Annotated in this window: 20 protein-coding genes; 14 read left to right on the plus strand and 6 right to left on the minus strand. The window is 74.8% G+C overall.

Features of this window, described 5'->3' with window-relative positions; all coding sequences use genetic code 11:
* Positions 1-119: 119 nt before the first annotated feature.
* The 3 genes from ACWEFJ_RS05840 to ACWEFJ_RS05850 form a co-directional block, all read right to left on the minus strand.
* A complete protein-coding gene (locus tag ACWEFJ_RS05840; RefSeq protein ID WP_449713054.1) occupies positions 120-1,616 on the minus strand; it encodes a hypothetical protein in 1,497 nt (498 codons plus the stop codon).
* A 20-nt stretch (positions 1,617-1,636) separates the two neighbouring features.
* Entirely contained in the window at positions 1,637-2,083 is a 447-nt protein-coding gene (locus ACWEFJ_RS05845) for a hypothetical protein (RefSeq protein ID WP_378092168.1), read from the minus strand.
* Between the two features lie 115 nt (positions 2,084-2,198).
* A complete protein-coding gene (locus tag ACWEFJ_RS05850) occupies positions 2,199-5,273 on the minus strand; it encodes an AfsR/SARP family transcriptional regulator (protein ID WP_449713055.1) in 3,075 nt (1,024 codons plus the stop codon).
* 175 nt (positions 5,274-5,448) lie between these two features.
* Here ACWEFJ_RS05850 and ACWEFJ_RS05855 point away from each other — a divergent pair, with 175 nt between their 5' ends.
* From ACWEFJ_RS05855 to ACWEFJ_RS05905, 11 genes are all read left to right on the plus strand, one after another.
* Complete coding sequence (locus ACWEFJ_RS05855) at positions 5,449-5,898, plus strand: GNAT family N-acetyltransferase (RefSeq protein WP_378092174.1); 450 nt, start codon at positions 5,449-5,451, stop codon at positions 5,896-5,898.
* 118 nt (positions 5,899-6,016) lie between these two features.
* Positions 6,017-6,457: a MarR family winged helix-turn-helix transcriptional regulator gene (locus ACWEFJ_RS05860; RefSeq protein ID WP_378092176.1), complete on the plus strand. Its 441-nt coding sequence runs from the start codon at positions 6,017-6,019 to the stop codon at positions 6,455-6,457.
* Between the two features lie 8 nt (positions 6,458-6,465).
* Positions 6,466-7,428 carry a zinc-binding dehydrogenase gene (locus ACWEFJ_RS05865; RefSeq protein ID WP_449713172.1) on the plus strand — a complete coding sequence of 321 codons (963 nt, stop codon included), beginning with the start codon at positions 6,466-6,468 and terminating at the stop codon, positions 7,426-7,428.
* A gap of 83 nt (positions 7,429-7,511) precedes the next feature.
* On the plus strand, positions 7,512-7,868 hold the full coding sequence (locus ACWEFJ_RS05870; protein WP_449713056.1) for a YciI family protein: 357 nt from the start codon (positions 7,512-7,514) through the stop codon (positions 7,866-7,868).
* Between the two features lies 1 nt (position 7,869).
* Positions 7,870-9,111 (plus strand): RNA polymerase sigma factor, encoded by a 1,242-nt coding sequence (locus ACWEFJ_RS05875; protein WP_449713057.1) that lies wholly within the window; start codon positions 7,870-7,872, stop codon positions 9,109-9,111.
* 72 nt (positions 9,112-9,183) lie between these two features.
* Positions 9,184-9,759 (plus strand): pyridoxamine 5'-phosphate oxidase family protein, encoded by a 576-nt coding sequence (locus tag ACWEFJ_RS05880; RefSeq protein ID WP_378092182.1) that lies wholly within the window; start codon positions 9,184-9,186, stop codon positions 9,757-9,759.
* Between the two features lie 387 nt (positions 9,760-10,146).
* A complete protein-coding gene (locus ACWEFJ_RS05885; RefSeq protein WP_449713058.1) occupies positions 10,147-11,430 on the plus strand; it encodes a hypothetical protein in 1,284 nt (427 codons plus the stop codon).
* Positions 11,427-12,389: a glutamate ABC transporter substrate-binding protein gene (locus tag ACWEFJ_RS05890; RefSeq protein WP_449713059.1), complete on the plus strand. Its 963-nt coding sequence runs from the start codon at positions 11,427-11,429 to the stop codon at positions 12,387-12,389. The genes ACWEFJ_RS05885 and ACWEFJ_RS05890 overlap by 4 nt, the downstream gene beginning before the upstream one ends.
* Before the next feature lie 120 nt (positions 12,390-12,509).
* On the plus strand, positions 12,510-14,816 hold the full coding sequence (locus tag ACWEFJ_RS05895; protein WP_449713060.1) for a tetratricopeptide repeat protein: 2,307 nt from the start codon (positions 12,510-12,512) through the stop codon (positions 14,814-14,816).
* A gap of 2 nt (positions 14,817-14,818) precedes the next feature.
* Complete coding sequence (locus tag ACWEFJ_RS05900; RefSeq protein ID WP_449713061.1) at positions 14,819-15,787, plus strand: protein phosphatase 2C domain-containing protein; 969 nt, start codon at positions 14,819-14,821, stop codon at positions 15,785-15,787.
* Between the two features lie 257 nt (positions 15,788-16,044).
* Positions 16,045-16,530, plus strand: a complete 486-nt coding sequence (locus ACWEFJ_RS05905; protein WP_378092192.1) for a MarR family winged helix-turn-helix transcriptional regulator — start codon at positions 16,045-16,047, stop codon at positions 16,528-16,530.
* Positions 16,531-16,539: 9 nt separating this feature from the next.
* On the opposite strand, the gene hrpA is transcribed toward ACWEFJ_RS05905, so the two are convergent.
* The 3 genes from hrpA to ACWEFJ_RS05920 are packed head-to-tail and all read right to left on the minus strand — an operon-like array spanning position 16,540 to position 22,060.
* Positions 16,540-20,442, minus strand: coding sequence for an ATP-dependent RNA helicase HrpA (hrpA, locus tag ACWEFJ_RS05910; RefSeq protein WP_449713062.1), 3,903 nt, complete (start codon positions 20,440-20,442; stop codon positions 16,540-16,542).
* A gap of 41 nt (positions 20,443-20,483) precedes the next feature.
* Positions 20,484-21,278 (minus strand): thioesterase family protein, encoded by a 795-nt coding sequence (locus ACWEFJ_RS05915; protein ID WP_449713063.1) that lies wholly within the window; start codon positions 21,276-21,278, stop codon positions 20,484-20,486.
* 35 nt (positions 21,279-21,313) lie between these two features.
* Positions 21,314-22,060: an isocitrate lyase/PEP mutase family protein gene (locus ACWEFJ_RS05920; protein ID WP_378092198.1), complete on the minus strand. Its 747-nt coding sequence runs from the start codon at positions 22,058-22,060 to the stop codon at positions 21,314-21,316.
* A 469-nt stretch (positions 22,061-22,529) separates the two neighbouring features.
* Between ACWEFJ_RS05920 and ACWEFJ_RS05925 the strand changes: the two genes are divergently transcribed.
* From ACWEFJ_RS05925 to ACWEFJ_RS05935, 3 genes are read left to right on the plus strand one after another with little or no spacing between them, the layout of a single operon-like run.
* Entirely contained in the window at positions 22,530-23,504 is a 975-nt protein-coding gene (locus ACWEFJ_RS05925) for a hypothetical protein (RefSeq protein WP_449713064.1), read from the plus strand.
* Positions 23,501-24,217, plus strand: a complete 717-nt coding sequence (locus ACWEFJ_RS05930) for an MBL fold metallo-hydrolase (RefSeq protein ID WP_378092202.1) — start codon at positions 23,501-23,503, stop codon at positions 24,215-24,217. The genes ACWEFJ_RS05925 and ACWEFJ_RS05930 overlap by 4 nt, the downstream gene beginning before the upstream one ends.
* Before the next feature lie 44 nt (positions 24,218-24,261).
* Complete coding sequence (locus ACWEFJ_RS05935; RefSeq protein WP_449713173.1) at positions 24,262-24,627, plus strand: VOC family protein; 366 nt, start codon at positions 24,262-24,264, stop codon at positions 24,625-24,627.
* Positions 24,628-24,637: the final 10 nt, after the last annotated feature.

Below are 24,637 nucleotides of genomic sequence, written 5' to 3' on the forward strand. Positions count from 1 at the left end.
ACTCCCACTTCCTTCTTCTCCCCTCTCCCCCCCCCCCCCCCCCCCCGGTGCGGCTGCGGGGGGGGGGGGGGGGGCCCCCCCCGCCGGCCCCCCCCCCCCCCCCCCCCGGGGGTGGGGGATCAGTGGCCGACGACGACGATCTGGGCGTTGCCGTCGTCGTCCGCGGAGAGCGAGACCTGGCTGCCCTTGGCGAGGGTGGTGCCGATGCCGGCCACCGGGCGGAACCCGGTCCAGCTCGTGTCGGCGTTGCGGACGCGGTGGTAGATGCCGTCGTCGCCGCCGACGATCAGCAGCTGGGCGCTGCCGTCCGGGTGGGCGTCGATGGCGACGTCCTTGCCCGCGGCCGGGGTGGTGGTGTCCATGCCGTTGACGGGCTGGAACCCGGTCCAGGTCGTGTCGGCGTTGCGGATCTGGTGGTAGACCTTGTCGTCCCAGCCGACGATGACGACCTGCGCGCGGCCGTCGGCCATGCCGGTGACGGCGACCCGCTTGGCCTTGGCCGGGGTGGTGGTGCCGTTCCCGGCGAGCGCCCGGAACGGGGTCCAGTCGACGCCGGTGCGCACGCGGTGGTAGGCGACGTCGTCCGCGCCGACGATCACGAGGTGGGCGCTGCCGTCGGGCAGGGTGTCGATGGCGACGTCCTTGCCGGCCGCGGGGAGGGTGGTGTCCATGCCGTTGACCGGCTGGAACCCGGTCCAGTTGCCGTCGGGGGTGCGGGTCTGGTGGTAGACCTTGTCGTCCCAGCCGATGATCACGACCTGGGCGCTGCCGTCGGGCCCGGCGGTGACGGCGACCCGCTTGCCCTTGGCGGGGGTGGTAGTGCCGTTGCCCGACAAGGGCTGGAAGCCGGTCCAGGTGGTGTCGGCGTTGCGGACCTGGTGGTAGACGACGTCGTCCGCGCCGATGATGACGGTGTGGGCGCTGCCGTCCGGGGCGGTGGCGACGGCCACGTCCTTGGCGTCGGCCGGCGCGTCGGTGTCGTACCCGGACATGGGCTGGAAGCCGGTCCAGGTCGTGTCGGCGTTGCGGATCTGGTGGTACATCGGGTCGGCCGCGTCGGTGGGCGGTGCGGCTTCGACCAGGTGGTCGTAGCGGATGGGGACGTACTGGGCGGCCTGGGCGGCGGTCCAGGTCCGCTCGACCGTGCGGGAGCCGTCGGGGCCGGCCTGTTCGCGCACCACCGGCATGGTCTTCGCGGCGTCGGCCCAGCGCACGAACAGCGCGACGTGCGAGTCCCAGTCGTTGAGCGCGTCGCCCGGCTGGAGGTCGGCGCGGGGGATCTCGTGGGAGACGTTCTCCAGGATGAAGGTGGTGTAGCTGTACCGGACGCCCCACGCCATGGACACGAAGCCGGAGCAGTCGGCGCGGTACTCGCCGTGGACGTTGCGGTAGCAGTTGTTCTGGCTGTACGGGACGCCTTCGTTGATCCAGGTCTGGGACCGGGCGAGGATCTCGGCGCGGGTGGTGCGGAGGTGGTTGGGTCTGATCTCGCAGGTCAACTGGATCGAGATGTCGTCCTGCGCGAGGGCCGGGCCGGCGGGGGCGAGCAGGGTGCCGCCGGTGACGGCGGCGGCGAGGAGGATCCCGCGCAGGGTCGGGCCGGTGCGGTGCGACATGGTGCGTTCCCTTCCGGGGGTCATCGGGTCAGGCGCGGGTGGCGCCTGGCGTCGAGGTGGGTGTGGTGCGGGACGAGCCCGTGGGTGGCGCCGGCGCCGGGGAGCTGTGCGAAGACCCAGCAGGCGGTGCGGTCGGCGTCGGCCCATTCGTGGAACAGCGCCACGTGGGCGCCGGTGTCGACGAGGAGGTCGCCGGCCAGGAGGTCGGTGACGGTGATCGGGAGGCTGATCGTGGTGAGGCCCGTGAGGTCGAGCCCGCCGCGGTGGTCGGGCGGGATGCCGGGCAGTCCCCAGGCCATGCAGGCGTAGCCGGTGTCGTCGGCCCGGTAGATGCCGTGCTCGTTCTGGTGGAACCGGGTGGTGCTGAACGGCACGGGCGGGCACAGCCAGCTCTCCGCACGGGTGACGATCTCGCCCCGGGTGGTTCGCGGTGTGGCGTCCGGGCGTGGTGTCCGTGCGGTGGACATCGTGTTCACCTCGCTTCCGGTGTCGGTTTCGGTGACAACCGGAAGCTTGGTGATCAGACCTGCACATCTGCTCCAAGCGGTGTGCAGGTGCGGCCGGCGGACCTGGAAGTTTCCTCTAGGTGTGCTGTTGTGCCAGGTCGCGGACGGTGTCGCGCCACCGCTGAGGTGTGGTGGCGGCGAGTTCCCGCTCCTCCCGCGCCCCGGTGCCGTGCAGCAGGTCGCGTGCGGCGGCCCAGTGCTCGTCCTGTCGGGCGGGGTCGGCGGCGGCCAGGTCGCGCAGGGTGCGGGCGCGCCAGACCGGCAGGTCGAGTTCGGTCCACAGGTCCAGCGCGGTGGTCAGGTGCTCGCGGGCGGTGTCGAGGTCGCCGCGGGCGAGGTGGAGTTCGCCGAGGGTGCGGGTGACGAGGGCGACGCCGAACCGGTCGCGGCCGCGTTCGCACACCGTGAGGCAGTCGGCGAGGGTGGCGGCGAGGTCGGTGGTCTCGGGCAGGCGCAGGCGGGCCTTGGCCCACGCCTGTCGGGCGTAGGTCGCGCCCAGTTCGTCGCCGAGGGCCAGGAGCGCGCCGGCGGCGCGGTCGCCGGCCTCGGCGGCCTCCCGGTACCGGCCGAGGGCGCGGTGGCACAGGCTCAGGCCGCGCACGGCGAGGGCTTCGCCGCGCGGGTCGTCGGCGGCGGCGTACCGGCGGGCGGCGGTGCGGAACCGGTCCGCGGCGTCGGCGAGGTCGCCGTGGTCGCGCAGCAGGGAGCCCAGGCCGTAGTCGGCGGCGGCCACGACGCTGTCGTGGCCGAGGCGCGCGCCGAGTTCGGCGGCGGTGGTGAGGGTGTCGCGGGCGAGGTCGACGTGGCCGAGTTCGCGGTGCACGGTGCCGATGCCGACCAGGCACACGGCGCGGGCGGTGTCGTCGTCGAGGACGTCGGCGTGCCGCAGGGCCTGGTCGAAGTGGGTCAGGGCGGTGGCGAAGTCGTCCTTCTCGTAGTGCAGTTGGCCGAGGCCGACGAGCACGACGGCCTCGGCGTGGCGGTCGTCGCCCTCGCGGGCGAGTTCCAGGGCGATCTCGTGGGTGCGTCGCCAGCCGTCGAATTCGTTGCGGATGGCGAAGGCGGAGGACAGCAGGGAGGACACGAGCAGGGTGTGGGCGCGGTCGACGCCGAGCCGGTGGGCCTGTTCGACGGCGCGGACGACGGCTCCGGTCTCGGCCCGGAGCCAGCCCAGGGGGTCCTCCTCGACCTCGGCGACCAGGTCGGGGTGGGGTTCGGCGTGGTCCGCGGGGAGGGCGACGGGCAGGCCGAGGGTGACTCGCGGCAGGCGGCGCACGCCCGTGTCGACGAGGGCGGCCCAGGTGGCGAGGGTGCGGGCGACGGCGGCGGTGACGGTGTCCGGGTGTTCGTGCCGGGCGGCCTGTTCGGCTCCGAAGAGCTGGACGAGGTCGTGGAAGCGGTAGCGGACGCGGCCGATCGGGTCGACCCCGACGACGTCGAGCAGCCGGAGGTCCACGAGGTGTTCCACGACGTCCTCGGCTTCGGCGAGGTCGACCTCCAGCAGCGGTGCGGCGACCCACCAGCCGAAGTCGGGCAGGTCGAGCAGGCACAGCAGGTGGAAGGCGCGGCGGCGGTGGTCGTCCAGTTCGGCGTAGTTGAGCGACAGGGAGGACCGGATGGCGAGGTCGCCGACGGTCAGCTCGTCCAGCCGGCGGCGTTCGTCGGCGAGGCGGGTGGCCAGGGACCTCAGCGGCCAGTGCGGTCGGGCGAGGAGCTTCGCGCCGGCGGCGCGCAGGGCCAGCGGCACGCCGCCGCACAGCGCGGCGATGCGTTCGGCGTCGTCCGGCGCGGCGGCGACCCGGTCCGGGCCGATGATCTTGCCGAGCATCTCGACGGCGGAGGCGGTGTCGAAGACCTCGAGTTCGACGGCGGAGGCGCCGCCGAGTCCCGCCAGGCGGGAGCGGCTGGTGAGCAGGACGAGGCAGCCGGGTTCGCCGGGTAACAGGGGCCGCACCTGGTGTTCGGCGCGGGCGTTGTCGAGCACGACGATCAGCCGCTGGCCGGCGAGGCGTTGCCGGTACAGGGCGATGCGGTCGTCGAGGGTGGTGGGCAGTTCGGCGGCGGGGACGCCGAGGGCGGTGAGGAACCGGGCGAGGGTGGCGAACGGGCTCAGTTCGGCGCCGAAGCCGCGCAGGTCGGCGAAGAGCTGGCCGTCGGGGTAGCGCTGGGCGAGGCGGTGGGCGGCGTGCACGGCGAGCGCGGACTTGCCGGTTCCGCCCGCGCCGGACACGACGACGACCGGGGTGGTGGTGCGGTGGTCGGGTGGGGTGTCGCCCAGGGCCAGGACGGCGGTCAGTTCGGCGGCGCGGCCGGTGAAGTCGCCGATGTCGGGTGGGAGGGTGCGGGCGACCGGTCGTTCGGGCGCCTGCACGGCCGGGCGGGACGGCGCGGTGGCGCGGGCGGCGGGGGGCGCGGTGGCGAGGGAGCCGTCGAGGATGGCGGTGTGCAGGTCCCGCAGGCGCGGGCCGGGTTCGAGGCCCAGTTCGTCGAGCAGTCGACGGCGGCCGTCGCGGTAGACCTCCAGGGCGTCGGCCTGCCGCCCGGATTCGGCCAGGGCGCGCATGAGCAGGGCGCGGCTCTCCTCGCGCAGCGGGTGTTCGCCGACGAGGTCGCGCAGTTCGTCGGCGGCGTCCTCGGCGCGGCCCAGCGCCAGGCTGACGCGGGCGAGGCCGTCCCGGGCGGCGAGTCGGCGTTCGTGCAGGTCGTCGGCCCAGGCGGTGGCGAACCTGGCGTCGACGCCGCCGAGGGCCTGCCCGCGCCACACCGACAGGGCGCGGCGGTAGCCGTCGTGGGCCCGTTCGTGCTCGCCGGCGCGTTCGGCCTGTCGTGCCCGGTCGTGTTCCCGGTCGAAGACGTGGACGTCGCACTCCCCCGGTTCGACGTCGAGGAGGTAGCCGGGCGCGCGGGTGCGGACCGCGTCGGCCAGTCCGGCGGCCGCGAGGACGCGGCGGACCTGCGAGACGTAGGTGTGCACGAGGGCGGTGGCGGAGGTGGGCGGCGAGTCGTCCCACAGCAGGTCCACGAGCCGTTCGGTGGCGACGACCTGCCGCGGGCGCCTGAGCAGCGCCACCAGCAGCGCCTTGGGCTTGGGTCCGCCCAGTCCTCCTGCGGCGGCGTCGATCGTGACCGGTCCCAGCACGCGGATTCGCACGAGTCCTCCCCCAAGGTGCCCCGGTCGGATTATCGACCGTGACGGGCGGTGGTGGCGAGGAACCGGTCGGCGACCGGAGGGGACGGGGCGGGGCGGTGGGGTTGAACGGTGCGGCGAATGGCAACCTTCGGCACATCTCTCCCCGCGCTGGTTCCCCACACAGGCAGGTGGCCGCATGATCGTTCCCTTGGACCTGTCCGACGACGACACGGTGGCGGCGGTGCGCGAGATCGCGCGGCAGTCCTACGCCGTCGAGGCGGAGTTGATCGGCAGCACCGCGATCCCCGCGCTGCACGAGTCGGTCGAGGACATCCGCACGCTCCCGTTGAGATGGCTCGGCGGGTACGTCGACAACGGGCTGGTGGCGTTCGTCGGCTACGCGAAGGTCGACGGTGTGCTGGACATCGACCGGTTGTGCGTGGCGCCGAGCCACTTCCGGTTGGGGTTCGCGCGGCGGTTGGTGGAGCAGGTGATGGCGGAGGGCGGGCCGGCGATCGTGTCGACGGCCGCGGCGAACGCGCCCGCGATCGCGTTGTACGAGGGCCTGGGGTTCCGGTTGGTGGACACGGTGGTGGTCGAGGGCGGGCTGAGGATCGCCCAGTTCGGGCACCCCGGGTTGGTGTGAGGCGCGGGGGTCGGTGGCGCGCCGTCCCGGTGAAGGGCGGGCCGGCCCCACCCGGTCGTCGGGCGGGAGCACCCCCGTGTTCGTTGGCGTGGCCAACGAGTTGGTAGGGTGCGGCCGCATGGAGACTTCGGGCGCGCCCCGGCGGTTGCGCGGCACGGCCAGCTGGCTGCTCGGGCAGACCACGACCCACGCGCACCGGCTGGTGTCGGAGGGGTTCGGGGCGGTCGGCGCGCGGCGCTACCACTACTCGCTGCTGGCGGCGCTGGACGAGTTCGGGCCGGCCAGCCAGGCGGAGCTGGGGCGGCGCGGCGGGGTGGACCGCAGCGACGTGGTGGCCACGGTCAACGAGCTGGCGGAGCGGGGGCACGTGGAGCGCAGGCCCGACCCGGGCGACCGGCGGCGCAACATCGTGACGATCACCCCGGCGGGGGTGGCGCACCTGCGGCACCTGGACCGGGTGCTGGGGCAGGCCCAGGACGCGTTGCTCGCGCCGTTGTCGGCGGCCGAGCGGGAGGAGCTGGTGCGCATGTTGACCGCGGTCCTGGAGCACCACGGATGAGCGCGACGATGCGGGCGGTCGTGCTGAGCGGGCCGGGGCCGGTGGAGAACCTGGCCGTGGCGGAGCTGCCGGTGCCGCAGCCGCCGCCGGGCTGGGTGCGGGTGCGGGTGCGCGCGTTCGGGTTGAACCGGTCGGAGCTGCACACCCGGTTGGGGCTGGCCGAGGGCGTCACGTTCCCGCGCGTGCCGGGCATCGAGGCGGTCGGCGTGGTGGACAGCGACTGCGACCTGCCGGTCGGCCGGCAGGTCGCGGCGATGATGGGCGGGATGGGGCGGGTGTTCGACGGCGGGTACGCCGAGTACGTGGTCGTGCCGCGCGAGGTGCTGATCCCGTTCGACTCGGACCTGCCGTGGGAGGTGCTGGGCGCGGTCCCGGAGACGCTGCAGACCGCGTACGGCTCGTTGACCACGGGCCTGGACCTGCGGGCGGGCCAGTCGTTGCTGATCCGCGGCGGCACGTCGGCGCTCGGGTTCGCCGCGACCGCGCTGGCGCGCGACCTGGGCGCGACGGTGCTGGCCACGACGCGTCGCCCGGAGCGGCTCGACGTGCTGCGCGAGCACGGGGTGGCGCACCCGCTGGTGGACGACGGCGCGGTGGCCGGTCGGGTGCGGGAGCTGTTCCCGGACGGGGTGGACGCGGCGTTGGAGCTGGTCGGCACGCCCACGTTGCCGGACACGCTGGCCGCGACGAGGGTGCACGGCACGGTGTGCTTCACCGGGATGCTGTCCGACCAGTGGCTCGTGCGGGACTTCTACCCCATCGGCTACCTGCCCAAGGGCGTGCGGCTCACCGCCTACCACGGGGAGAGCGCCGACCTGCCCGCGGAGGTGTTGCAACGGTTCCTCGACCGGGTCGCGGGCGGCGCGGCGACTCTCGGTCCGACCGCGGTGTACCGGCTGGACGAGATCCGGCAGGCGCACGACGACCTGGAGCACGGGCGTCGGGTGGGCAAGCTCGTCGGGATCGTCTGAGGATTTCTTCCGGCGTCGTGTCGAGGTGGCGCTCCGCCGTTCGTGTAGGGGGTGCGGGGACACCGATTCCGGAGGAGCACGAGATGACCCAGTACCTGATCAGCGTGATCGAGCCGACCGGCGGGGACGTGCCGGGACCCGAGGTGATGCGGGAGATCGTGGAGGACGTGCAGGCGGTGGACGCCGACATGCGCGAGGCCGGGGTGTGGGTGTTCGCCGGCGGGCTGCACGCGCCGGAGTCGGCGACCACGCTGCGTCACGACGGCGACGGCGGGCTGGTCGTCAGCGACGGCCCGTTCGCGGAGACCAAGGAGCACATCGGCGGGTTCAGCATCATCGACGTGCCGGACCTGGACGTGGCGCTGGAGTGGGCGCGGCGGCTGGCGGTGGCGTGCCGGCTGCCGGTCGAGGTGCGGCCGTTCCAGGACATGCCGGGCTGACGTGACGGCGGTCGAGGGCGTCTTCCGGGCCGAGTACGGCCGGGCGGTGGCGGTGCTGGTCCGCGCCTTCGGCGACCTCGACGTCGCCGAGGAGGCGGTCCAGGACGCGTTCGCCGAGGCGGTGCGGCGCTGGCCGGAGACCGGGGTGCCGCCGAGCCCGGCGGGCTGGATCATCACCACGGCCCGCAACCGGGCGATCGACCGGCTGCGCCGGGAGTCCGTGCGGGACGACCGGCAGGCCCAGGCCGCGGTGCTGCACGCCCGCGAGGCACAGGCCGGGTTCGACGCGGTGGAGGTGGGGGCGGTGCGTGACGAGCGGCTGCGGTTGATCTTCACGTGCTGCCACCCGGCGGTGAACCCGGCGGCCCGGGTGGCGTTGACGTTGCGGCTGCTGGGCGGGTTGTCCACGGCGGAGATCGCGCGGGCGTTCCTGGTGCCGGAGCCGACGATGGCGCAGCGGCTGGTGCGGGCGAAGGCGAAGATCCGGGACGCGCGCATCCCCTACCGGGTGCCCGACGACGCCGAGCTGCCCGGCCGGCTGCGGGCCGTGCTGGCGGTGGTGTACCTGGTGTTCAACGAGGGCTACTCGGCCAGCTCCGGTGGCGCGCTCGTGCGCGGCGACCTGTGCGCGGAGGGGGTGCGGCTGGGCCGGTTGCTGGTGGAGCTGATGCCGGACGAGCCGGAGGTCGTCGGGCTGCTGGCGTTGATGCTGCTGCTGCACGCCAGGGGGCCGGCGCGAACCGGGCCGGACGGCGGGCTGGTGCGGCTGGCCGACCAGGACCGCTCGCGGTGGGACGCGGCGCTGCTGGCCGAGGGGCGGGAGCTGGTGCGGTGGTGCCTGCGGCGCGGCCGGCCCGGTCCGTACCAGGTGCAGGCCGCGATCAACGCCGTGCACAGCGACCCGCCGCCGACGGACTGGGCGCAGGTGGTGGCGCTGTACGACCACCTGATCGCGTTGGCCCCGAGCCCGGTGGTGGCGTTGAACCGAGCCGTGGCGGTGGCCGAGGCCGACGGGCCGGAGGCGGCGTTGGCGCTGGTCGACGGCGTGGCGTCGGCGTTGGACGGCTACCACCTGTGCCACGCGGTGCGGGCGGACCTGCTGCGGCGGCTCGGCCGGGACGAGGAGGCGGCGGCGGCCTACCGGCGGGCGTGGGAGCTGGCGGGCAACGACGCCGAGCGGGACCTGCTGCGGCGGGGGCTCGACGCGGTGACCGGGGCGGAACGGCCGGGTCGGGGCGGGTGAACCGCCGGTCACCGGTCCCACCGGGAGCGATTTTCCGGCGGCGTTGCGTGGTCGGCGGGTGATACTGGCGGCATGGGTAAGACCTACGAACGGATCGACGGACGGCTGCGCCGGTTCATCGAGGACCAGCCGGTGTTCTTCACCGCGACCGCGCCGCTGTCGGCGGACGGGCACGTGAACCTGTCCCCGAAGGGCCGCAAGGGCACGTGGCGGGTGCTCGACGAGCGGCGGGTGGCGTACCTGGACTTCGGCGGCAGCCACGCCGAGACGATCGCCCACCTGCGGGAGAACGGGCGGATCACGCTCATGTGGTGCGCGTTCGACGGTCCGCCGAACATCGTGCGCGTGCACGGCACGGGCGAGCCGGTGTTCCGGGACGACCCGAGGTTCGCCGAGCTGGTGGCCGGGTTCGGCGACGCGGACGGGTCGGCGTTGCGGGCGGTCGTGGTGGTGACCGCGAAGCTGATCAGCGACACGTGCGGGTTCGCGGTGCCGTTCATGGACTACCGCGGCGAGCGGACGCTGCACGAGGAGTACTTCGACCGCAAGTCGGAGGAGGAGTTCGCGCAGTACTGCGAGAAGAAGGAGTTCAACGGGGTCAGCATCGACGGGCTGCCCGCCCTGCCGCTGCCCCTGCCGCCGCGCTGACCCCCGGCGGACGGATCCGGCGTCGCCGAGGAGTTCGCCACGCCGGCCTCCGCCGCGCGGCCCGGCCACGCCGACCGCCGCGTTGACCCCGCCGCGTTGACCCCGCCGGGCCACCTCCGTGCGCCGACCGGCCGCGCGGGTCTTCGCCGCGCCGACGTTCCCGCCCCGGTCCCGGTGCGGTGACGCGCTGCGCCGTGCCGAAGCCCTCGTTCCCGCGGTCGCCCGGGGGCGCGGCACCGGCTCCGCCGGGGTGGGGGCGTCACCCGATGAGTGCGAACCCGTGCGGCGCGCCCGCGGGTCGGCTCCGTTGGCGTCCCGGACGGCCGTTTTTCGATCTACGCTGTCCGGGCGGCGTGTGGCGCCGATCACCTCGGGAAGGGGGCGGTCGTGCTGGTCGAAGCCCGGCGGAACCGCGCCGCCCTGCGCCGGGTGACGGGGCTGGCCCACAGCACACCCGGCCGGTTGAGCCTGCTGGCGCTGCTCCTGATCCTGGTCGCGCTGCTCGTGGGCGCGGTGACCGCGATGTCGGTGCACCGCCGGGCGCAGGCGCTGGAGGCGTTGGCCGACCGCAGCGAACCGCTGGCGTTCGCCGCCCAGGAGGTCTACCGGGCGATGGCGGACGCGGACGCGACGGCGTCCAGCGCGTTCCTGTCCGGCGGGGTGGAGTCGGCCGCGTTGCGCGGCCGGTACGAGGCGGACGTGGCCGACGCCGCGGCGGCGTTGTCGGCGGCGGCCTCGGAGATCACGCGCTCGCCGGAGTTGGCCGACGCGCTGTCGACGTTGTCGGGGCGGCTGCCGGTCTACACGGGGCTGGTCGAGACGGCCCGCGCGCACAACCGGCAGGGCAGCCCGGTGGGCGCGGCCTACCTGCGCGAGGCGTCGGCGCTGATGCGGACGACGCTGCTGCCCGCGGCGCGGGAGCTGTACGGGGTGGAGACCCGGTCCGTGGTGCGCGACCTGGAGGACGCCGGGTCGCTGCCGTGGCCCGAGGCGCTGCTCGGCGCGGTGTCGCTCGCCGTGCTGGTGGCCGTGCAGCGGTACCTGACCCGCCGGACCAACCGGGTGCTCAACCCGGGCCTGGTGGTGGCGACGGCGTTGACCGCGATCTCGCTGCTGTGGGTGCTCGTGTCGAGCCTGCTGGCCGTCTACAGCGTGTCGACCGGCAAGCGGGAGGCGACGCTGGTGGACCTGCTGGCGCAGGCCCGGATCACCACCCTGACCGCGCGCGGCGACGAGACGTTGACGCTGGTCGCGCGGGGCAGCGGCACGGGCTACGACACCGAGTACGCCGAGTCCGACCGGGCGCTCGCCGACCTGTTGGGTCGGGTGCGGGCGATGAACGGCACCCCGGCGGTGGTGGAGGCGGTGGAGCACCACGCGCGGTGGCAGGAGGCGCACCGCAGGATCCGCGCGGCCGACGACGACGGCGACTACACCGCGGCGGTGGCGGTGGCGTTGGGTCAGGGCGAGGGTGGCGCGGCGGCGGCGTTCGACGCGTTGGACTCCGACCTGGTGGAGGCGATCGGCGCGGCGCGGGCGGAGCTGACCGACGCGATCGGGCGGGGGCGGGCGGCGTTGGGCGGCGTGGTGCCCGCCGTGGCGGTGCTGGCGGCGTTGGCGGCGGTCGCGTCGACGTTCGGGTTGTGGCAGCGGCTGAAGGAGTACCGATGAGGCTCGCGCTCGCGGTGCTGGTCCTGCTGGTGGCGGCGGGGTGCGCGCCGGTGCCCAGCACGGCCCCGCCCATCGGCGGCGGGCCGCCGGTGCCGCCGCGCCCGGCGGACGTGGTGGAGCTGACCGCGCCGCCCAGCACGCCCGACGTGCCGCCGGCGTCGTGCGACCCGACGGCGAGCCTGCGGCCGACCGGGCCGGTGCCGCCGCCGGGGTCGCCGCCCGCGGGTCCGGCGCTGGCGCGGATCCGGGCGCAGGGGCGGCTGATCGCGGGCGTGGACCAGAACACGTACCTGATGGGGTTCCGCAACCCGATCTCGGGCGAGCTGGAGGGCTTCGACATCGACCTGGCGCGGGAGGTGGCGCGGGCGGTCTTCGGCGACCCGGGCGCGATCCAGTTCAAGGTGGTGACGTCCGAGGACCGGGTGCCGACGCTGGAGCGCGGCGACGTCGACATCGTGGTGCGCACGATGACGGCGACCTGCGAGCGGTGGCAGCGGGTGAACTTCTCCACGGTGTACCTGCAGGCCGGGCAGCGGGTGCTGGTGCCGTCGAACTCCGACGCCACGGGCCTGGAGTCGCTGGGCGGCAGGCGGGTGTGCGCGACCAAGGGGTCCAGTTCGCTGGTGAACGTGGCGGCCGCGCCGTCCCGGCCGGTCGCGGTGGGCGTGGCGCACTGGACGGACTGCCTGGTGATGCTCCAGCAGGGCCAGGTGGACGCGATCTCGACCGACGACACGATCCTGGCCGGGTTCGCCGCGCAGGACCCGTACACGAAGGTGGTGGGTCCGCAGTTCACCGCCGAGCCGTACGGGATGGCGTTCCGCAAGGCCGACGAGGACTTCGTGCGGTTGGTGAACGCGCTGCTGGAGCGGCTGCGGGCGGACGGCACGTGGGCGCGGCTGTACCAGCGGTGGCTCGGCGACCCGCCCGCGCCGCCGGTCGCCGTGTATCGGGACTGACATGCGCGGATCCGACGCGGGGGCGGGCGGGGCCGGGGCACTCGACGGGGTCCGGGGACGTTCTCCGGGTGTGGGGGGAGCCGGCGTGGCGGTCGCGGCGTCGGCGGGAACGGAGGCGCGATGAGGACCGGCGGGGCGGTCGGGCGTGGTGCCGAGGGGGCGGGCGACGCGGGCGTGGCCGGGACCGGCGAGGAGGTCCGCGAGGCGGGGACCGTCGGGGTGGACGGCGGCGCGGCCACGGGCGCCTACAGCGGCCCGGCCACCGGTCGTGACACGGGTCCGGGCACGGCGCCGTGGTCGGACCGGGTCCGGTCGGCGCGGTCGGTGGGATCGATGGGGTCGACGGGCCGGTCGCGGCGGGCGTCGGTGCCGACCCGGTCGTCCGGGCGCGGCCGGTTGGGCGCGGGCCTGGTGGAGGTGCCGCGGGTGCCCTACCGGGATCCGAAGACGGCGGTGCTGACCAACCCCGAGGTGCCGGAGGCGAAGCGGTTCTGCTCGAGCTGCGGCCGGGAGGTCGGGCGGGGCCGGGACGGCGAGCCGGGCCGGGTGGAGGGGTTCTGCGCGCACTGCGGGCACCACTACTCGTTCACGCCGAAGCTGGTCCCCGGCGAGGTGCTGCACGAGCAGTACGAGGTGCTGGGGTGCCTGGCGCACGGCGGGCTGGGCTGGATCTACCTGGCGGCCGACCACGCGGTCAGCGACCGGTGGGTGGTGCTCAAGGGCCTGCTGGACTCCGGTGACGCGGACGCGATGGCGGCGGCGATGGCGGAGCGCCGGTTCCTGGCCGAGGTGGAGCACCCTACTATTGTCAAGATCCACAACTTCGTGCGGCACGCCGACCGGGTGAGCGGCGAGCTGGTCGACTACATCGTGATGGAGTACGTGGGCGGCACCTCGGTCCGGGACATGATCAGGCAGGCGCGCGCCGAGGGTCGGGAGGCGCTGCCCGTGCCGCAGGCGATCGCCTACGCCCTGGAGGTGCTGCCCGCATTGGGCTACCTGCACGCGGTGGGGTTGCTGTACTGCGATTTCAAACCGGACAACGTGATCCAGACCGAGGAGCAGTTGAAGCTGATCGACCTGGGCGCGGTGCGGCGCATCGGCGACCGGCACTCCCCCATCTACGGCACGATCGGCTACCAGGCGCCGGAGATCGGCACGGTCGGCCCGTCGGTGGCGTCCGACCTGTACACGGTGGGCCGGGCGTTGGCGGTGATGAGCTTCCCGTTCGACTTCCGCGGCCGGTTCAAGGCGTCGTTGCCCGGCCCGGAGGAGGAGCCGCTGCTGCGCCGGCACGACTCGTTGCACCGGTTCCTGCTGCGGGCGACCGACCCGGACCCGGAGCGGCGGTTCGGCTCGGCGGAGGAGATGGCCGAGCAGCTCACGGGTGTGCTGCGGGAGGTGTTGGCGCAGCAGGACGGGGCGCCGCGGCCGGGGGTGTCGCGGCAGTTCACGCCGGAGCGGCGGGCGTTCGGCACGGAGGGCGGGCCGGACGTGCGGGCGGCGGCCACGGGGTTGCCGGTGCCCCAGGTGGACACCGCCGACCCGGCGGCGGGGTTCCTGGCGACGGCGGCGACGACGGGCGACCCGGACCAGGTGGTGGCGGCGCTGCGGCTGGCCCCGGTGCGGACGGTCGAGGTGCGGTTGCAGGTGGTGCGGGCGTTGATCGAGGCGGGCCGGGTGGGCGAGGCGGTGGCCGAGCTGGCCGAGCTGGACGCGCCGTTCGACCCCGACGACCTGGGCACGGCCTCGCCGGACGACTGGCGCCCGGGCTGGTACCGGGGTGTGGCGGCGTTGGTCGACGGGCGGACGGGGCAGGCGCGGGAGGCGTTCGAGCGGGTGCGCGACGCGTTGCCGGGCGAGGCGGCCCCGAAGCTCGCGGTGGCGGTGTGCGCGGAGCTGCTGGGTGACGCGGACGCGGCGCGGGCGGGCTACGAGGTGGTGTGGCGGACCGACCACGCCTACGTGACGGCGGCGTTCGGGCTGGCCAGGGTGCTGGTGGCGGCGGGTGACCGGGAGGCGGCGGTGGCGGTGCTGCACTCGGTGCCGGACACGTCGATCCACCACGTGGCGGCGCAGGTGGCGGCGGTGCGCGCCCAGCTCGGTGCGGCGCGTGACCGGGTGGGCGGCGCGGGGGACGCGCTGGCGGAGGTGTTGGCGGCCGGTGCGAGGCTGTCGGGGTTGGAGTTGGACGTGGCGAGGCGGGCCGGGTTGACGGTGGAGCTGTTGGGTGTGGCGTTGGAGGCGTTGCCGCGGGACGGGTCGGCGCCCGCGGGGACGCTGGTGGACTGCGAGTTGAGCGAGACGGGTCTGCGGTTCGGGTTGGAGCGCTGCTACCGGCAGTTGGCGCGGCTGGCCGAGACGCCGGAGGAACGCATCGCTCTCGTCGACCGCGCGAACGCGGTCCGGCCCAGGACGTTGGTGTAGCCATGGAATCTTGTCCCGAGTGCGCGTCGCCGGTGTCGGCGCAGGACCGCTTCTGCGAGGCGTGCGGGCGCAACCTGCGCCTGCAGCGGACACCGGTGGGCGGTCCGGGGGCGCAGTGGCCGCCGATGTGCGCGTGCGGCGGCGAGGAGTTCGACGCGGAGGGTTTCTGCGAGCAGTGCGGTCGGGTGCGGCCGTCGGCGCGGGACCGGGTGGAGTTCGTGCTGCCCGGGGTGGCGGGGGTGAGCGACCGGGGCCTGCGGCGGCAGCGCAACGAGGACTCGATGGCGTTCGGCCGGGTCCGGGGGCGCGGGGTCGCGGCGGTGGTGTGCGACGGGGTGGCGTCGTCGGAGCGGGCCGAGCAGGCGTCGCAGACGGCGGTGGACACCGCGGTGGACGTGCTGCTGACCGGGTTGCAGTCCGGGATGGACGCGGAGGCGTCCACGACGGACGCGGTGGTGGCGGCGAACGAGGCGGTGGGCCGGTTGGCGCGGCCGGGCGCGGCGGAGGTCGCGCCGTCGTGCACCTTCGTGTCGGCGGTGGTGACCGACGACGCGGCGACGGTGGGCTGGGTCGGCGACAGCCGCGCCTACCTGGTGGCGGACGCGGGCGCGGCCCGGTTGACCACGGACGACACGTGGGCGGCGCAGCTGGTCGCCGAGGGCGTGTTGACCGAGGAGGAGGCGATGACCGACCGGCGGGCGCACGTGCTGTCGCGGTGGCTGGGCGCGGACTCCGGGGTCGAGGGGCCGCAGACGGTGACGTTCAAGCTGGAGACGCCCGGGCTGCTGGTGGTGTGCAGCGACGGGCTGTGGAACTACGTGCCGGAGCCGGAGGACCTGCTGGCGGTGGTGCCGCGCGGGGCGACGCCGGTGGAGGTGGCGCGGGAGCTGGTGGACGTCGCGTTGCGCGCGGGCGGGCACGACAACATCACGGTGGTGGTCGTGCAGTTGCGGGGCGGCAACGGCGCGTGACCGCCGGTCGCCAACCGGGACGCGGGCTGCTGCGTTGGGGGGAACGGCGACCGAGGAGTCGGCGCAGGGCCCGACCGCGCGACCGGAGTCCCCGGCTGGGCCGTCGCGGCGGTTTTCGGTGTGCGGCCCACACGCGTTGTCGATCACGAATACGGTGGGGGCGTGCGGATCACAGGGGGGCCTGCCGTCGCTGCGGGGATCGCGGGCGCACGTCGTCGGCCGTGCCGCGGCGCCGGGCCGGAAGGTCGGGGTGCGTGATGGCGGACGAGGTCGACCTGGTGCTGGCGCAGTGGTCGGTCCAGCGGCCGGACGTGGACGTCGCGCCGATGGCGGTGCTGACGCGCGTGACGCGGCTGGCGCGGCTGCTGGAGCGGGAGCTGCGGGAGTTCGTGGGCCGGTTCGACCTGGAACCCGGCGAGTTCGACGTGCTGACCACGCTGCGGCGGGCGGGCTCGCCGCACGGGATGACGGCGGGGGCGTTCCTGTCGGCGTCGCTGGTCACGGCGGGCGCGATCACCAACCGGGTCGACCGGATGGAGGCCAAGGGCCTGGTGCACCGGGTCCCGGACGCGGCCGACCGGCGCGTGGTGCGGATCAGGCTGACCGACCGGGGCCGGGAGCTGGTGGACGGGATGCTGGCCGAGCACATGCGCCGGTACGCGCGGCTGCTGGAGCCGTTGGACGAGCCGACGCGGGCGGTGGTGGCCGACGCGCTGCGGGCGTTGCTCGAGCGCTGCGAGTAGCCCCGCCGGTCAGCGGGGCACGGCGTCGAGGGCTTTGAAGATCCGCTTGTCGGAGACGGTGTAGCGGGTGCCGATGGTCTGGGCGAAGTAGCTCAGCCGCAGCTCCTCGATCATCCACCGCACCTCGTCCAGCTCCTCGTGGGGCTCGTCGGCGGGCAGGGCGGCGCGCAGCTCGCGGTACTCGGCGTGCACCGCGTGGACGCGGTCCATCCAGTCCTGGTCGCGGCGCACGTTCTCGGGCAGCTTCTCCAGCCGGCGCACGATGCCCTGCAGGTAGCGGTGCACGTCGGCGAGCCGGTCCGCGCCCGCCTCGGTGACGAACCCCGCGTGCACCAGGCCGGCGAACTGGGCGCGGACGTCGGCCAAGGACTCCTCGAACACCGGGCCGCGCACGGCGTTGAGGCGCAGCTCCACCTCCTGGGCGGCTTCCAGGACGCGCCGGACCCGGTGCACCACGTCGAACGTGGTCTCGCCGAGGCCGCGGCGGACCCGGTCGAGCAGCGTGCCGAACGCCGCCTCGGTCCACACCGGTCCGCCGGCGTCGCGCAGGAGCTTGTCGACCGCGGCGGAGATGCAGTCGGCGAGCAGGGGCGCGACGCCGCCGTGCGGGTTGCGGGTCAGGGCCAGCTTCTCGGCGTTGTTCAGGCCGCGTTGCAGCGTCTTGACCGGGGACGGGGTGTTGAGCAGCAGCAACCGGCGGGTGCCGCGCCACATGGCCTGCCGCTGCCGTCCCGGCGTGTCCAGGATCTCCACGGCGACGCTGTCGCCCTTGTCGACCAGGGCCGGGTAGGCGGTGACGACGATGCCGGACCGCTCCCGCCGCACGGTGCGGGGCAGGTCGCCGATGTCCCACGTGGTCAGGCCGGTGCGGGCCAGGTTGCCCGCGGCGGCGGCCAGGGTCTCCCGCAGCTGCCCGCGCAGCCGGGCCTTGAGCGCGGCGAGGTCCTTGCCCTGGGCCAGCTCCCGGTCGTGCTCGTCCACGATCCGGAACGTCAGCTTCAGGTGCTCGGGCACCTGGTCGAGCTGCCACTCCTCGCGGGGCACGACCACGCCGGTCAGCCGGCGCAGCTCGCGTTCCAGGGCGGGCAGCAGCGGCTCGTCGGGGTCGATGCCGGCCAGCGCCGCGGCGGCGACGTCCGGGACGGGCACGAAGTTGCGGCGCACCGGTTTGGGCAGCGACCGGATGAGCGCGACGACCAGGTCCGTGCGCAGGCCGGGCACCTGCCAGGACAGCGAGTCGTCCGGCAGGGTGGTCAGCGCGGGCAGCGGCAGGTCCACGGTGACGCCGTCGACGGCCGCGCCGGGCTCGAACCGGTAGGTCAGCGGCAGCGTGAGCCCGCCGCGGCGCAGCTCGTCGGGGTAGGCGTCCGGGGTCACCGCGGCACGGTCGTTGACCAGCATGGCCTTGTCGAACGTGAGCAGGTCCGGTTGGCCGTGGCGGGTCTTCTTCCACCAGGTGTCGAAGTGCCGGGCGGACACGACGTCGGCGGGCACGCGCCGGTCGTAGAAGTCGTAGAGGGTGTCGTCGTCCACGACGATGTCGCGGCGACGGGCCCGGTTCTCCAGCTCGGCGACCTCGGCCAGCAGCTCCCGGTTGCGGTGGAAGAACTTGTGGTGGGTGGTCCACTCCCCCTGCACGAGCGCGTGGCGGATGAACAGCTCCCGCGACAGCCCGGGGTCGATCCGCCCGTAGTTGACCTTGCGGCCGGTCACGATCGGCACGCCGTAGAGGGTGACCTTCTCCAGGGCGACGACCGAGCCGCGCCGCGCCTCCCAGTGCGGTTCGCTGTAGGTGCGCTTGACCAGGTGCTCGGCGAGCCGTTCCGCCCACTCCGGCTCGATCCGGGCGACGGTCCGGCCCCACAGCCGCGACGTCTCGACCAGCTCGGCGGCCATCACCCACTGGGGCGGCTTGCGGAACAGCGACGAGCCGGGGAAGATCGCGAACTTCGCGTTGCGCGCCCCCAGGTACTCGGTCGCGGCGCGCTTGCCCGCGTCCCGCTTGGGCACGTCCTTCACGCCGATGTGGGACAGCAGCCCGGACAGCAGCGACACGTGCACCGCGCGCGGCTCGGCGGGCTGGTCGTTGACGTGCACGCCCAGCGTCTTCGCCACCTGCCGCAGCTGCTGGTAGATGTCCTGCCACTCGCGCACGCGCAGGTAGTTGAGGAACTCGGCGCGGCACAGCCGGCGGAACTGGTTGGACGACAGCTCCTTCTGCCGTTCCCGCAGGTACTGCCACAGGTTGAGGAACGCGGTGAAGTCCGAGTCCGGATCCTTGAACCGGGCGTGCTGCTCGTCGGCGGCCTGCTGCTTGTCCGAGGGCCGCTCGCGCGGGTCCTGGATGGACAGCGCCGCGGCGATGACCATGACCTCGCGGACGCAGCCGTTGCGGTCGGCCTCGATGACCATGCGGCCCAGCCGCGGGTCGACGGGCAGCTGGGCGAGCTTGCGGCCCAGCGGGGTGAGCTTCTGCTCGGCGGGCAGGATCGCGCCCAGCTCCTGCAGCAGCTGCACGCCGTCGGTGATGTTGCGCGCCTCGGGCGGGTCGATGAACGGGAACGCGGCGATGTCGCCCAGCCCGATCGCGGTCATCTGCAGGATGACCGACGCCAGGTTGGTGCGCAGGATCTCCGGGTCGGTGAACTCCGGGCGGGCGTCGAAGTCGTCCTCGCTGTAGAGGCGGATGCAGATGCCCGCCGAGACCCGGCCGCAGCGGCCCTTGCGCTGGTTGGCCGACGCCTGCGAGATCGGCTCGATGGGCAGCCGCTGCACCTTCAGCCGGTGGCTGTAGCGCGAGACGCGGGCCGTGCCGGGGTCCACGACGTACTTGATGCCGGGCACCGTCAGCGACGTCTCGGCCACGTTCGTGGCCAGCACCACGCGGCGACCCCGGTGCGGCTGGAACACGCGGTGCTGCTCGCCGAACGACAACCGCGCGTACAGCGGCAGGACCTCGGTGTCGCGCAGGTCCAGGGCGTTGAGGGCGTCGGCGGTGTCGCGGATCTCCCGTTCGCCGGACAGGAACACCAGCACGTCGCCGGGCCCCTCGGCCTGCAGCTCGCGCACCGCGTCGCAGATGGCCTGCGTCTGGTCGCGGTCCGGGTCGGCGTCGGGGTCGTCGGGGTCCACCACCGGCCGGTAGCGGACCTCGACGGGGTAGGTGCGGCCGGAGACCTCGATCACCGGCGCGTCGCCGAAGTGCCGGGAGAACCGCTGCGGGTCGATCGTCGCCGACGTGATCACGACCTTGAGGTCGGGCCGGCGCGGCAGGAGCTGCTTGAGGTAGCCGAGCAGGAAGTCGACGTTGAGGCTGCGCTCGTGCGCCTCGTCGATGATGATCGTGTCGTAGCGCGACAGCATCCGGTCGGTCTGGATCTCGGCCAGCAGGATGCCGTCGGTCATCAGCTTGACCAGCGTGTCGTCGCCGGACTGGTCGGTGAACCGGACCTTGTAGCCCACCGCGGAGCCCAGCGGCGTGTCCAGCTCCTGCGCGACGCGCTCGGCGACCGTCCGCGCCGCCAGCCGCCGCGGCTGGGTGTGCCCGATCTGGCCCAGCACCCCCCGGCCCAGCTCCAGGCAGATCTTGGGCAGCTGGGTCGTCTTGCCCGACCCGGTCTCGCCGGCGACGATCACCACCTGGTGGTCGCGGATGAGCGCGGCGATGTCGTCCTTGCGCTCGCTGACGGGCAGCTCCGCCGGGTACGTGATCTTCGGCACGGCCTCGCGGCGCAACGCGACGCGCAGCTCGGCGGCCTCCACCTCGGCCTCGATCTCGGCCAGCACGGCGGCGCGGGCGGCGTCGTCGCGGACCTTGCGCGCCCCGTCGAGCCTGCGCGCCAGCCGCCGCTGGTCCCGCGACATCAGTTCGGACAGGCGTTGACGCAGGTCAGCGTGCGACATCTGGTTCATTTGGGTCAAGGATATCGAGCGCGGACGAACGGGGCCGCCGATTATCGGGCCGACAGCACCGCGAGTTGCCGCGACCGGGCCACCAGCCGCCCCCCGGCGTCCCACAGCTCGACGTCCTCCTCGTAGTGGCCGCCCGCCACGTGCCGGGTGGCGGCCCGCGCCGCGAGCCAGCCGGGCGCGGGCCGGGCGTGCACGTGGACCGACAGCTCCACCGTGGCCGACACGACCGGGTGACCCAGCTCCAGCACCGCGGGCGCGACCGAGTCCACCAGCGTCGCCATCCCGGCCGGGTCGGCCGGGCGGCCGTCGGCGAACCGGATCCAGAACTCCGCGCTCGGCGTGCCCGTCGCCCGGCCCCGCGCCCAGCCGAACGGCTCGGGCCCGCGCAGCTCGACCCGGTCGGCCACGGTCGCGCCCGGCAGCCGCAGGCCGCCGTAGACGTCGACGCACTCGTCCGGCGGCGGCAGGTCCGGGGCCCGGCCGAGCACCGCGGCCCCGCCCCCTCCCGCGCCCAGGTCGGCGAAGGACGCCACCACCCGCAGCACCTCCCGGTCGCGGCACGACAGGCGCGCCTCGCCGGTGGACACCTGCCGGCCCCGGCGCACCACCTCGGTGTCCACCACGGCCGGACCCACCACGCCGGGGAGCAGGTAGTAGGCGCTCACCGCGAGCGGGTCCGGGTGCGGCAGCACCTCGCCGAGCGCCCGCAGGCAGAACGCGACGAGGTAGCCGCCGTTGGGCCGGCCGCCGGCGCCGCCCCACCGGTCGCCGAGCCGGGCCGTGAACCGGCCGTCCCCCGCCGCGTCCACCCGCGTGTCGGCGTCCCATTCGTGCATGGCGATCACACTAACGGGCGTTACCCACGGGTAGCTCAGCCGCGGTACGGGCTCCCGCCGTCCTGCATCGCCGTCACGATCTCCTTGAGCCGCTTCATCACGATGTTGTGCAGGCCCGGACCGAAGCTCACCCGCGCCACGCCCAGCGGCGCCAGCTCCGCCGGCGTCGGCGACCCCGGGCCGTGCGCCACGTTCACCGGACGCCCGTCGACCGCCGCCACGAAGTCCGCCACCCGGTCGGCCGGGATCCGGATCGGGTAGACGCAGTCCGCGCCCGCGTCGAAGTACGCCCGGGCCCGCGCCACCGCGTCGTCGAACGACTTGTCCCCGTGGATCCACGTGTCCACCCGCGCGTTGATCACCAGGTCCGCGTCCGCCGCGCGCACCGCCGACAGGAACTCCACCTGCTCGGCCACGTCGAGCACCCGCGCGGTCGACGGGTCGGAGTCCTCCAGGTTGCACCCCGCCGCGCCCGCCTCGGCCAGCCGCGCGGCCACCTCCGCCGCCGGCACGTCGTACCCCCGCTCGACGTCCACCGTCACCGGCACGTCCACCGCGGCCGCGATCCGCCGCACCGCCTCGTACGCCACGTCGGCGGGCATGTCGTGCCCGTCCTTGAACCCTAACGCCCCGGCCACCGCGACACTCGTGGTCGCCACCGCCGGGTACCCCGCCTCGGCGATCGCCCGCGCCGACGACACGTCCCACGCGTTCGGCACCACCAGCGGCGTGCCCGGCACGTGCAACGCCCGCAGCGCCTTGGCCTTCTCGGTCCTGGTCACATCGACTCCCGTCACGACAGGGGCCCGGGCCGCGCCACGACCGCGACCCGCCCACGCAAGTTGATCACTCGATCAGCCGCACCGAATACTGCCGGCTCCCCACCCGCCGGGCACCACGTTCGATTGCCCTCGTCGCCACGCGGCCGACGTCGGTCCCGACCCGTGCCACCCGACCGGCCGGGACCGACGACCCCGCCGGGGACGCCGCCGCCTCCCGGACCCCGGGGCCGCCCTCGACCGCGCCCCGCCACCCGGACCGCCGCCCGCGCCATCGGGCCGCGGAACCGTCCCCCCGCGAACAGCGGACCGGGCCGGTCGCGGCGACCGGCCCGGATCCCGGTCCGCCCGGCGCGCGCGTGCCGTTGCGCCCAAGCACAAACCGCCGTTCGGCGGCTGGCGCGCCGGCACCGGGGCCGATGAGCTGGATCACGCGATGAGTCGGGGGACGACCCATCGAGGGGGAATTGGCTTGTTCCTACCCGTGCCGGTGCCCACCCTGCCGCCCAGCACCGCACTGGCCGACCTGGCGACCGCGGGCGATCGCCACGCCTGGCTCGCGGGCACCACCGGCGTGTTCACCAGCCGCCCGTCCGCGCCCCTCGTGCTGCGCTGGACCGGCGACACCTGGCACGTCGAACCGCTGCCCGAGCTGCCCGCCGCCGCCAGCCTGTCCGGCGTCTCGGCCGCCGCGCCCGACGACGTCTGGGCCGTCGGCAACACCGCCGGCCGCCCCCTCGTCCTGCACTACGACGGCACGGGCTGGCGCACCGTCACCACACCGCCCATCACCTGGGCCAAAGCCGTCGCCGCGGTCGCCGCCCACGACGTGCACATCGTCGGCACCGGCCGCGACACCCTCCACTACGACGGCACGACCTGGCGGGTGCGCACCGCCCTGTCCTCCACCCGCGAAGGGCTGCGCACCATCACCGCCGCCGGACCGCACGACGTCTGGGCGGGCGGCGGCGGGCTCGCCGGCGCGGGCCCCGCCACCTACGAGTACCCGGTGCTCGCCCACTGGGACGGCCTGCGCTGGACCGAGGTCGCCGGACCCCGCACCGAACGCGGCCACGTCGCCCGCCTCGCCGCCACCGCGCCCGACGACGTCTGGCTCGGCCACGGCCGCGACACCGAGGGCCTGCGCGTCCACCGCTGGGACGGCCGCCGGTGGACCGCCGTGCCCGGGCCCGCGGACGCCGAACGCCTCACCGTCCACGGCGTCGCCGCCGGCTGGACCTGGGGCGTGCGCGCCGGCCGCCGCACGTTCGAGACCAGGCCCGCGTTCCACCGCTGGACCGGCGACGGCTGGACCGCCGTGCCGCTGCCCGACGACCTCGCCCGCGCCTCCGCCACCCACGTCGGCCTCACCACCACCGGCACCACCACCTGGGCCTACCTGAAGACGGCGGCGGGCGTGCACGTCCTGCGCCACACTGCACCGTGACCTTCCGCCTCACCGTCCTCGGCACCGCCACGCCGTACCCCCGCCCGGACGACCCCTGCTCCGGGTACCTCCTGCGCACCGACCGCACCGCCGTGTGGGTCGACGCCGGCCCCGGCACGCTCGCCGAGCTGCAACGCCACCACCGCCCCGACCGGCTCGACGCCGTGTGGATCTCCCACACCCACGCCGACCACGCCGCCGACCTGCTGCCCTACTACTACGCGCTGCTGTTCGCCGACCTGCCGCCGCGCCCGCCCGTCCCGCTCTACGGCCCGCCCGGCCTCGCCGACCGGCTGGAGACCTTCCTCGCCGGCGCCGCGCCCAACCCGGCCGCCGCCGCGTTCGACGTGCGGGAACTGCACGACGGCCACCGCGCCGAGGTCGGCGACCTCACCCTGGACAGCCGCGCCGTGCGCCACGGGCTGCCCGCGTTCGGCCTGCGCGCCGCCCACGGCGACGCGGTGTTCGCCTACTCCGGCGACACCGGCGCCTGCCCCGCGCTGGACGACCTCGCCGACGGCGCGGACCTGTTCCTGTGCGAGGCCGACGGCAGCGGACCGCACCACTGCTCCCCCGAGGACGCCGCCGCGGCCGCCCGCGGCGCGCGCCGGCTGCTGCTCACCCACCTCGGCCCCGCCCTGGACCCGGCCGAGGCCGCCGGGCGCGCCCACGCCGACGTCGCACGACCGGGGGACACCGTCACCATCGCGTGACCCGGAGTGCGGGATTCACCCGGCGGAGTGAGAATCGGATCGTGCTGAAACTGACCGCGACCGTCCTCGACGCGCCCGACGCCCAGGCCCTGGCCCGCTTCTACCGCGACCTGCTCGGCTGGCCGCTCGGCACGGACGAGCCCGGCTGGGCCACGGTGCGCCCGCCCGAGGGCGGCGCGGGGCTGTCGTTCCAGACCGAGCCGGACTACCGACGCCCCACCTGGCCCGCCGTCGACGGCGACCAGCGGATGATGGCGCACCTGGACATCCAGGTGGACGACCTGGAGACGGCCGGCGCGCACGCGGTCTCGCTGGGCGCCACGCTCGCCGACTTCCAGCCGCAGGAGGGCGTCCGGGTCTACCTGGACCCGGCCGGCCACCCGTTCTGCCTGTTCCTGCCGGGCTGGTGACCGGCGGCCG

The organism is Actinosynnema sp. NPDC004786, from assembly GCF_053601135.1.

Excerpts from the sequence above, each read along its gene's own strand:
- ACWEFJ_RS05840 (WP_449713054.1), bottom strand. The coding sequence starts at position 1,616 with ATGTCGCACCGCACCGGCCCGACCCTGCGCGGGATCCTCCTCGCCGCC.
- ACWEFJ_RS05880 (WP_378092182.1), top strand. The coding sequence starts at position 9,184 with ATGGGTAAGACCTACGAACGGATCGACGGACGGCTGCGCCGGTTCATC.
- ACWEFJ_RS05860 (WP_378092176.1), top strand. The coding sequence starts at position 6,017 with ATGGAGACTTCGGGCGCGCCCCGGCGGTTGCGCGGCACGGCCAGCTGG.
- ACWEFJ_RS05855 (WP_378092174.1), top strand. The coding sequence starts at position 5,449 with ATGATCGTTCCCTTGGACCTGTCCGACGACGACACGGTGGCGGCGGTG.
- ACWEFJ_RS05900 (WP_449713061.1), top strand. The coding sequence starts at position 14,819 with ATGGAATCTTGTCCCGAGTGCGCGTCGCCGGTGTCGGCGCAGGACCGC.
- ACWEFJ_RS05895 (WP_449713060.1), top strand. The coding sequence starts at position 12,510 with ATGAGGACCGGCGGGGCGGTCGGGCGTGGTGCCGAGGGGGCGGGCGAC.
- ACWEFJ_RS05845 (WP_378092168.1), bottom strand. The coding sequence starts at position 2,083 with ATGTCCACCGCACGGACACCACGCCCGGACGCCACACCGCGAACCACC.
- ACWEFJ_RS05870 (WP_449713056.1), top strand. The coding sequence starts at position 7,512 with ATGACCCAGTACCTGATCAGCGTGATCGAGCCGACCGGCGGGGACGTG.
- ACWEFJ_RS05905 (WP_378092192.1), top strand. The coding sequence starts at position 16,045 with ATGGCGGACGAGGTCGACCTGGTGCTGGCGCAGTGGTCGGTCCAGCGG.
- ACWEFJ_RS05865 (WP_449713172.1), top strand. The coding sequence starts at position 6,466 with ATGCGGGCGGTCGTGCTGAGCGGGCCGGGGCCGGTGGAGAACCTGGCC.
- hrpA (WP_449713062.1), bottom strand. The coding sequence starts at position 20,442 with ATGAACCAGATGTCGCACGCTGACCTGCGTCAACGCCTGTCCGAACTG.
- ACWEFJ_RS05890 (WP_449713059.1), top strand. The coding sequence starts at position 11,427 with ATGAGGCTCGCGCTCGCGGTGCTGGTCCTGCTGGTGGCGGCGGGGTGC.
- ACWEFJ_RS05915 (WP_449713063.1), bottom strand. The coding sequence starts at position 21,278 with ATGCACGAATGGGACGCCGACACGCGGGTGGACGCGGCGGGGGACGGC.